This window comes from Pararhodospirillum oryzae (assembly GCF_007992075.1).
In the GTDB taxonomy this organism is placed as follows: domain Bacteria; phylum Pseudomonadota; class Alphaproteobacteria; order Rhodospirillales; family Rhodospirillaceae; genus Pararhodospirillum; species Pararhodospirillum oryzae.
This window is the reverse complement of the sequence record NZ_BJZO01000125.1, coordinates 1-8,901: the sequence shown is the minus strand read 5'-3', so window position 1 is coordinate 8,901 and position 8,901 is coordinate 1. Positions and strand designations below refer to the sequence as shown.

The 8,901-nt window shown below is 67.2% G+C and carries 7 protein-coding genes; 5 read left to right on the top strand and 2 right to left on the bottom strand.

The window, feature by feature from the left end:
- The first annotated feature begins 101 nt into the window (after positions 1 to 101).
- The gene (locus ROR02_RS15315; protein WP_147164915.1) at positions 102 to 404 is read left to right on the top strand and encodes a BrnA antitoxin family protein; all 303 of its coding nucleotides are present in this window, start codon (positions 102 to 104) and stop codon (positions 402 to 404) included.
- Positions 405 to 442: 38 nt separating this feature from the next.
- Here ROR02_RS15315 and bglX read toward each other — a convergent pair whose 3' ends face one another.
- Positions 443 to 2,725 carry a beta-glucosidase BglX gene (gene bglX, locus ROR02_RS15310; RefSeq protein ID WP_147164914.1) on the bottom strand — a complete coding sequence of 761 codons (2,283 nt, stop codon included), beginning with the start codon at positions 2,723 to 2,725 and terminating at the stop codon, positions 443 to 445.
- 128 nt (positions 2,726 to 2,853) lie between these two features.
- Here bglX and ROR02_RS15305 point away from each other — a divergent pair, with 128 nt between their 5' ends.
- The gene (locus ROR02_RS15305) at positions 2,854 to 4,134 is read left to right on the top strand and encodes a hypothetical protein (RefSeq protein ID WP_147164913.1); all 1,281 of its coding nucleotides are present in this window, start codon (positions 2,854 to 2,856) and stop codon (positions 4,132 to 4,134) included.
- Between the two features lie 63 nt (positions 4,135 to 4,197).
- Positions 4,198 to 4,683 carry a hypothetical protein gene (locus tag ROR02_RS15300; protein WP_147164912.1) on the top strand — a complete coding sequence of 162 codons (486 nt, stop codon included), beginning with the start codon at positions 4,198 to 4,200 and terminating at the stop codon, positions 4,681 to 4,683.
- A gap of 233 nt (positions 4,684 to 4,916) precedes the next feature.
- Here ROR02_RS15300 and ROR02_RS15295 read toward each other — a convergent pair whose 3' ends face one another.
- Entirely contained in the window at positions 4,917 to 5,663 is a 747-nt protein-coding gene (locus tag ROR02_RS15295) for an SAM-dependent methyltransferase (RefSeq protein ID WP_147164911.1), read from the bottom strand.
- Positions 5,664 to 5,902: 239 nt separating this feature from the next.
- Here ROR02_RS15295 and ROR02_RS15290 point away from each other — a divergent pair, with 239 nt between their 5' ends.
- Together ROR02_RS15290 and ROR02_RS15285 are read left to right on the top strand one after the other, a co-directional pair.
- Positions 5,903 to 7,285 (top strand): diguanylate cyclase, encoded by a 1,383-nt coding sequence (locus ROR02_RS15290; protein WP_147164910.1) that lies wholly within the window; start codon positions 5,903 to 5,905, stop codon positions 7,283 to 7,285.
- 414 nt (positions 7,286 to 7,699) lie between these two features.
- The coding region (locus tag ROR02_RS15285; RefSeq protein WP_147164909.1) for an O-acetylhomoserine aminocarboxypropyltransferase/cysteine synthase family protein at positions 7,700 to 8,901 on the top strand (1,202 nt) is incomplete at its 3' end.

Genomic DNA, 8,901 nt, shown 5'->3' with positions numbered 1-8,901 from the left:
TTGGTATTACATCACGGCGGGATGGTTGCGAGGTCGCTTTGTCATCCTGGTCTGGACCGAACGCGACGGCGGGCAGCGCATTATTTCCATGAGATACGGCCATGAAAAAGAGCGCAAACGATTCCAAGCCAGAGTGGATTGATCCCGACGACGCCCCGGAATTGACCGAGGCGTGGTTCGCCGATGCGGTCCGGTTCAACGGCGGGGAAAGCATGGAGGAAATCGTTGCGCAGGTCCGGACCTCCGCCCACAAAGGCGGACGGCCACGCTCCACGGCCCCCAAGAAGATCGTGAGCTTGCGGCTGGACCCCGACGTGGTGGCGCACTTCCGCGCCCAGGGTCCCGGTTGGCAGACGCGAATCAACACCATCTTGCGCGACGCTGCGGGATTGGGGCCTCGGTAGAAGCCCCAGCCCCATGAGGCCACGCAGGCAACGCCCGCTCAGGCCTCCTTGCGCCAGTCCACGCGCACGGTTTGGGTGGCTTCGGCGTGGGGACCGATCCCCAGCAGAAAAGCGCCCGCCTCCCAGCCCCAACCGCGCGTCGGGTGGAAGAACTCCAGATCCCGGGTCGTGACCTCGAACGACACCCGGCGCGCCTCGCCCGGCTCCAGGGGGATTTTCTGGAAGCCACGCAGACGGCGCACCGGGCGGACCACGCTGGCCACCGGGTCGCCGACGTACAGTTGCACGGTTTCCTGCCCGGCCCGGGAGCCGGTGTTGGTCACCCGCACCGACACCATGACCGTGTCGGCCCCCACCGCCGTGGCCTTGTCCACCGCCAGGTCGTCGTAGGCAAACGTGGTGTAGCCAAGGCCGAACCCGAAGGGAAACAGGGGCGTGGACGGGCCGTCCAGATAGCAGCGGGTGGAATACTTGCCGGGATCGGCCTTGGGGTCGCCCGGACGCCCGGTGCTGGCGTGGTCATACGACAAGGGGATCTGCCCCACCTGGCGCGGCCAGGTGGTGGAAAGCCGGCCAGAGGGCGCCCGGTCGCCGAACAGCAGCTCGGCAATCGCCGCCCCCGCCTCGCAGCCGCCAAACCACGCCACCAGAAGGGCGGGCAGATGGTCCGTTTCCCACGACAAGGTCAGGGGCCGGCCGTTCATCACCACCAGCACGATGGGCGTGCCGGTGTCGTGCAGGGCTTCCAGCAAGCGGCGCTGTCCGCCCGGCAGGCCCAGGTCCTGGCGCGAGGCCGCCTCGCCGCTCATTTCCGACGCCTCGCCCATGACGGCCACCACCACGTCGGCCGCGCTCGCCACGGCCACCGCCTCGGCGATCAGGGTTTCGGGCGGGCGGGGATCGTTGACCACCCGGGGGCCGGCGAAGTTGGCCAGCTCAAGCATGCGGGGATCGTCGGTGATGTTGGCGCCCCGGGCATGGGCAACGCGCACGCCCGGACCGGCAGCCTGGCGGATTCCCTCCAGCACCGAAACCGCGGTGCCCGGATCCCCCTGGAAGCTCCACGGGCCCAGGATGTTGGCGGTGTCGTCGGCCAGGGGCCCGATCACCGCCAGGTTCAGGGTTTGCCGGGGCAAGGGCAGCAGGTCGCCCTTGTTTTGCAGCAGCACGCACGACTGGGCGGCGGCCGCGCGCGCGGCGGCGCGGGCCTCGGGGGCGTGGACGGTGCGCGCCGCGCGGGCCTCGTCGAAGCGGGCGAACGGGTCGTCGAACAGCCCCAGCCGCACCTTGGCCCGCAGCACCGCGCGACAGGCGGCATCGATGTGGGCCTGGGTCACGCGGCCGGCGGCCAGGGCGGCCTCCAGGCGGGTGGCGTAGGCATGGCCCATCATGTCCATGTGCACGCCAGCGCGCAGGGATCGTTCGGCCAGGGTTTGCAGCGGGTCGGCTTCGTCGATCCGGCCTTCCTCGTCGCCCAGGCCGTGGGCGATCATCTCCGGGATGCCATCGAAATCGGAAACCGTGAGCAGGCCCCCCAGGCACTCCTCGATCAGGGCCGCGTCGGCGTGCGACGGCATGCCGTTGAGAGCCAGGAACGACAGCATCGCCGATCCGGCCCCGGCGGCGACGGCGGCCTGGAACGGCGGCAGGTAGACTTCGCGCAGGCGGGCCGGGCTCATGTCGGCGTTGTTGTAGTCGCGTCCGCCCTCGGCCGCGCCATAGCCCACGAAGTGCTTCACGCAGGCCATCACGGTGTCGGGCTGGCGCAGGTCATCGCCTTGCAGGCCCTTGACCATGGCGCGGGCCACGCACGCCCCCAGGTAGGGGTCCTCGCCCGGACCCTCGGCGATGCGCCCCCAGCGCGGATCCCGGCCGATATCGACCATGGGCGAAAACACCCAGTTCAGCCCCTGGGCGCTGGCTTCGCGCGCGGCCCAGCGGGCGGCCGTTTCCACCACCGCCATGTCCCACGCGCACGACAAGGCAAGGGGAATCGGGAACACTGTCTGGTGCCCGTGGATCACGTCGTAGGCCAGCAGCAGGGGAATGCCCAGGCGCGATTCATGCACGGCGATTTCCTGGACCTCGCGCAGGGCGCGCGGCCCGCCGACGCCAAACGAGCACGGGAACAGGCCCCCCAGGAGGCCCCCCACCCGGCCGGCGCGAATTTCGTCGGCACGCTCTTTCCCGATCGGCAGCGAGGCGGTCAGCAGGTTAAGCTGGCCCAGTTTTTCGGCAAGCGACAGGCGCGCCATCAAGCCATCCACGAATGACGTGGTGGCGGCATCGTCGGTATTGGCCGGGATCGTGGGTATGGCCATGATCGCCATCCTTTGTTGCGAAGGCCCTGGCGTCTCCCCCCCAACGGCGCCGGGAAAAGGGAAGGATGATCCTTCCGGGCGGGCGGGGAAAGAGGGAGCCGGGGTTTTCCGGCCCAAGGAAGCAAACAATGATCGCATGGAAATCCTGTCCCTGGAAAACGGCCCGGACCGGAATCGTGGTCCTGGGGGCCGTGGTGCTGGCTTCCCTCCCCGCCCGGGCGGCCCCGCCCGCGGCCTCGTCTTCCCTGCTCGCCCGGTCCTGCCAGACCCTGGCCCAACGGGTGGGAGAGCCCTGGGGGCCGGCGGTGTTCCTGCGCAGTCACGACGCGGCGACCGGCGACGGTCCCCCCGCCAACCCGGCCCTGGCCACGGCGGCCTTCAGCTACGACAACGCGCTCGCCGTTCTGGCGCTTCTGGCCTGCGACGAGCCAGGACGCGCGCGCCGGATCGGCGAAGCCCTGCGCCGGGCCGCGCTCCACGACCGCACCGGCGAGGCGGGGCGCCTGCGCTCGGCCTACCGCGCCGGCCCCCAGCCCGACGCACCGTCCCCCAACGGATGGTGGGATCCGGCCCAAGGCCGATGGCTGGAAGACGATGCCCAGGTTTCCACCAGCACCGGCAACGTGGCCTGGGCCGGGCTTGCCCTGGTTGCCCTGGCCGAAACCGACAAGGATCCGGCCTTGTGGGAGGCGGCCGCCGCGCTTGGCGCCTGGATCTGGACCCATGCCCACGATCCCCGGGGGCCCGGCGGTTTCACGGGGGGCCTGTTCGGCACCGATGCCACCCCGGTGGCGCTCACCTGGAAATCAACGGAACACGCGGCCGACGCGGCCGCCTTGTTCGAGCGCCTGGCGGCCGGTCCGGTGCCCGGTCCCTGGGCCGAGGGGCGGGCGGCGGCCCGGGCCTTCCTGAACGCCCAGTGGGTGGAGGCCGAGGGACGCTTTCGCATCGGCACCCAGCCCGATGGCGTCACCCCCAATGACGCCACCTCGGGGCTGGACGCCCAGGTGTGGCCGCCCCTGCTGACGGGCGCGCCCGCGCAATGGCGCCGGGCGCTGGCCTATGCGCACGTCGCGCACGGTGTCGAGGGGGGCTTTTCGTTCAACCGCGACAAGGCCGGGATCTGGACCGAGGGCACGGCGCAAGCCGCCCTGACCGCGCGCGCCGTGGGCGAGGACGCGCTGGCCGATCAGGCCCTGGCGACCCTGGCCGGGCTGGCGAGCCCCGGCGGCTACCTGTGGGCAACGCCCGAAGCCCGCCTGCCCACCGGGCTGGCGCTGGGGCCGGATCGATCCCAGGCGGATTTTTTCTACGAGCACCAGCCCCACCTGGGCGCGACGGCGTGGGCGGTGCTGGCGGCCCGGGGGTGGAATCCGTTCACCGGCCGCGTGCTCCCCTCCCGGGAGTAAGGCTCGGGCTGGCACGGGGCATGCTTGTCCTGCCACAGGATCAAGCCCAGGAAAGGACCCCCCATGTCCACGGACAGCGCCCTTGCCATCGTCAGCAGCGACCCCGCCACCGTGGCGGCTCAGCGCAAACAGGCTTCGAACGATGCGTTCGCGGCCGAATTCGATGTCATCAAGTCAAAGGGCTTCCAGGCCTACGTCAAGGATCTGGAAGCCGAGAAGATCAAGGAACTGCGCGAAAAGTTGCTCAGCCAGATGGGCCTGAGCGAGGAAGATCTGGCCAACATGTCGCCGGAACAACGCTCGGCGATCGAGGACACGATCGCCCAGGAGATCCAGCGGCGCCTGGCCACCAATTCGATGGCCAACCAAGGAGACTCCGACGAAACCGGTTCTTCGCAGGGAAACCGCGCGCAAAGCGCCACGCGCCTGGGGCTTGCCATGGTGGCCAACGGCCCCGGAGGCATCGCGTTCGATCCCGAAGTGCTGAACGCCTTGCAAGGCGTGGATGCCTCGGGCACCGAGCCGCGCGAAGGCGAAACCGAGGTCTGAACGACCCGAAAGATCGAGGCAGAAGTTGCCGCCGGGTAGGAATCGAAAAACACCGCGAGGAGGATTTTACCCGGCATCCGGCGCGGCGCCTCGAAGAAGAACGAGGATCCGGGTTTGCCTGGGAAAAGGAAGCCTGTCCTTTCCCGAAAAGACAAACCCGGACAAAGGCATCCAGAGTCTGCCCGCTTCCACCTGAGGCGGGCGGACTCTGAACAACGAGAGAGTCCCGCGTTTCAGCGCGCCATCAAGGCAAAGACGCCCCATCCCATGTATTCCCGCGTGTACGCGGTGTACCGTTCGGGTTCCGAGGTCAGGGTCGCCCGCACCTCGGCCGCGAATTCGTCCTCGGGATTTTCGTCAAGCCATCGACGCATGGTCAGCCATTTGGCCGCCTCGTAACGGTCCCAGCCCTCCTGATCCGCCAGAACCATTTCAACCACGTCGTAGCCCAGCGCGCCAAACGAGGCGAGAAGGCCCGGGAGCGGCAGGTAGTCGGCGATCGAGCCCGCCAGACACTTCCGGGCCACGTCTTCCGTCGGGGGCATCTGCCGCCAATAGGGCTCGCCGATCAGAATAAGCCCGTTCGGGGCCAGACTCCTGGCCAGAAGCTCGATGGTTCCGGCGACGCCGCCCCCGATCCAGGTGGCCCCCACGCACGCCGCCACGCTCCCCTTTTCCTCGGCAACGTAGCCCGTGGCGTCCGCGTGGATGAACCGCACGCGATCGGCGACGCCGAGTTCCTCGGCCCGCTGCTGCGCCTGGCGGGAAAAGAGCACGCTCATGTCCACCCCGGTGCCGGTGATGCCAAAATCGCGGGCCCAAGTGCACAGCATCTCGCCCGACCCGCTGCCCAGATCCAGCACGCGGGTCCCCGGTTCCAGGCGCAGCACCTCGCCAAGGGTGGCGACCTTGGCCGGGGTGAACGGGTTGTGAATGCGGTGGGCGCTTTCGGTGATGGTGAAAATCCGTGGAATATCCACGATGGCAACTCCTCATGGGTGCGACTGGAACCGACGGGGCGCGATCGGTTCATGAATCATCCTTATATCGATACGCGGCGTCAGCCAACGGGCCGTCACAAGAAAAATCTTCCTTACTGGCTTTATTCTTGGGGGCGTTTCCGTGGCAGGACTCCTTTTCGGTGCCCTGAAGGTCGATATAATCACACTGAAATCGAGGCTGCCGGGGACGAAGGGAGGGCGACAGGCCAATGGGGCACATGCTTTGGTCGCACGGAGCGGCAAGGATCCTCGCCCTTCTGGGGGCCCTGGGGGCGGTTTCCCTCGCGGCCCGCGCGACCGCCGCGCAAGCGCCCCCCCCGGGTGAACCAGCGGCAACGGTGTGCGTGGATCCCGACTGGCCGCCCTACGACAGCCTCGACGCCGAGGGCAACCACGAGGGCATCGGCGCCGATCTTCTCCGGCTGGCGGCCGAGCGGGCCGGCGTGGCCTTGACCGTGGTGCCCACCAGGGACTGGAACGAATCGCTGGCGGCTTCCCACGCCGGACGCTGCGATATTCTCAGCTTCCTGAACGACACCCCGCAGCGCCGGGAGTGGCTGGTTTTCACCGACCCGCTGTTCATCGATCCCAACGTGGTGGTCACCCACGAGGACCACGCGTTCATCCCCGATCTGGCGGCGCTCACCGATGAAACCATGGCCCTGCCCGAGGGCACCGCGATCGAGGAACGGGTGCGCCAGGATTTCCCCAACCTTCGCATCGTCACCACCCGGGACGAGGCGGAAGCCTTCGCCCTGGTGTCGAAGAAAAAAGCCGACATGACGATGCGCTCGCTCACCGTCGCGGTGTACACGATCAAGAAGGAAGGCTGGTTCAACCTGAAAATCGCGGGCCAGGTCCCGGGGTATGAAAACCAGTTGCGCCTGGGGATCCGCAAGGACAAGGAAGCCCTGCGCGAGCGCCTCGACATCGGCGTCCACGCGGTTTCAGCCGCCGAACGGGCCCGCATCGCCAACAGTCACGTCGCCATCAAGGCCCAGATGGGCATCGATACCTCGGTTGTCGCCAAGGTCATCGGGGTGTTTTCGGTGATCGTGCTGAGCAATCTGTTTTGGATCGGCAAGCTCCGCCACGCCAACCGCCGCCTGCTCACCTTGTCGCGCACCGACAGCCTGACCGGCCTTGCCAACCGGGCGCACCTCAACGAACGCTTCGCGCGCGAGCTTGACCGCGCCACCCGCTACGGGCGGCCGCTCTCGCTGATCATGATCGACATCGATCATTTCAAGCGAATCAACGACGCCCACGGCCACCTGGAAGGCGATCGAACGCTGGTCGCCCTGGCCGGCCTGACCCGGGCCAACACCCGCGCCACCGATATCGTGGGGCGCTGGGGCGGCGAGGAATTCCTGATTCTATGCCCGGAAACCGACCTGATCGAGGCCCGGAACCTTGCCGAGCGACTGCGGCAAGCGATCCGGAAACATCTGGTCCTGGACGGGGAGCCCACCACCCTCAGCGCCGGCGTCGCCACCCTGGGACCGGGCGACACCCAAGACAGCGTGCTGCGCCGCGCCGACGAGGCGCTGTATCGAGCCAAGAACGAAGGCCGCGATCGTGTTTGCACCTCCCCGTCCTGAAGGTTCGGCACCTGGTCCGGGCCGCCGTTCCTCGAAAGGCGGTCATGCGAACACCCAGGCTTTCGATAACAGGCACCTTCAATAAAAAAGGCCGCTTGAAACCTCGGGAAGGGGCGGCCTAGAGTGAGACCCGAAAAGCAGGAACCGCTTTCGGATAAGTCAAAAGTAAAAACAAAGAGTTAGAGCACCCAGCCCCGATCCGGTTCAACGCATGGCGCTCTTGATCCTCCCCTCGGACTCAAGGCCCGCGCTTCAATCAAGGATTGAAGGCCCGCGATCACAGCCATCCAATGCCGGGTCTTCGTGTCCGTGCCGCCGCCCAGGTTCTCCCTGGCCCGGGGCCTTCTTCCTTCTCTCAACGACGGCCGTTGATCCGCTTCCCCTCCTGGCGACCGCCGAAAGGACATCATCCCCATGAACCTCGATACCCAGTGCCTGCATGCCGGCTACCAGCCGAAGAATGGCGAGCCGCGAAACATCCCCATTATTCAAAGCACGACGTTCCGATACGAGACCAGCCAGGACATGGCGGCCCTGTTCGACCTGGAGGCGGCGGGATACTTCTATACTCGATTGCAAAATCCGACCTCCGACCGCGTCGCCGCGAAAATTGCGGCGCTGGAAGGGGGCTCGGCGGCCCTGCTCCTCTCCTCGGGACAGGCGTCTTCGTTTTATGCCATTTTCAACATCGCATCGTGCGGGGATCACATCGTGGCGTCCTCCGCCATTTATGGCGGAACCTACAATCTGTTCGCCATTACCATGAAGCGGATGGGGATTTCCTTCACCTTTGTTCCGCCCGACTGTTCAAGGCAGGAACTGGAAGCCGCGTTCCAGCCCAACACCAAGGCCGTCTTCGGCGAAACCATCGCCAACCCGGCATTGACGGTGCTGGACATCGAGAAATTCGCGACGGCGGCCCACGATCACGGCGTGCCGCTCATCGTCGACAACACCTTCGCGACGCCGGTTCATTGCCGGCCGTTCGAGTGGGGCGCCGACATCGTCACCCATTCGACGACGAAGTACATGGATGGCCACGCCACGGCGGTGGGCGGTGCCATCGTCGATTCCGGCCGGTTTGACTGGACGGCCCACGCGGACAGGTTCCCCGATCTGACGACGCCCGATGCCAGTTACCACGGCGTGGTCTACACGGAACGGTTCGGCCTGGAAGGCGCCTACATCACCAAGGCCGTGGTTCAGCTGATGCGCGACCTGGGGGCGACGCCCGCGCCGATGAACGCCTTTTTGCTTAACATCGGCTTGGAAACCCTGCCCCTGCGGATGAAGAAGCACTGCGACAATGCCCTGCGGCTCGCGGAATATCTGCAAGGCCACGACAAGGTTGCCTGGGTGCGCTATCCCGACCTGCCCGGTGACCCGCAGCATGAACTGGCCAGCAAGTATTTGCCCAACGGCACCTGCGGCGTCGTGATCTTCGGCGTCAAGGGCGGTCGCTCCGCCGCGGAAACCTTCATGGCCGGCCTGAAACTCGCCTCGATCGCCACCCATGTGGCCGACGCCAAGACCTGCGTGCTGCACCCTGCTTCCGCCACGCATCGCCAGATGAACGACGAAGAGCTGGCCGCCGCCGGTGTCAGCCCGGACCTTAT

What these genes read in the sequence shown, in the direction of transcription:
- ROR02_RS15290 (WP_147164910.1), top strand. Translation starts at nt 5,903, where the DNA reads ATGCTTTGGTCGCACGGAGCGGCAAGGATCCTCGCCCTTCTGGGGGCC.
- ROR02_RS15315 (WP_147164915.1), top strand. Translation starts at nt 102, where the DNA reads ATGAAAAAGAGCGCAAACGATTCCAAGCCAGAGTGGATTGATCCCGAC.
- ROR02_RS15305 (WP_147164913.1), top strand. Translation starts at nt 2,854, where the DNA reads ATGATCGCATGGAAATCCTGTCCCTGGAAAACGGCCCGGACCGGAATC.
- bglX (WP_147164914.1), bottom strand. Translation starts at nt 2,725, where the DNA reads ATGGCCATACCCACGATCCCGGCCAATACCGACGATGCCGCCACCACG.
- ROR02_RS15300 (WP_147164912.1), top strand. Translation starts at nt 4,198, where the DNA reads ATGTCCACGGACAGCGCCCTTGCCATCGTCAGCAGCGACCCCGCCACC.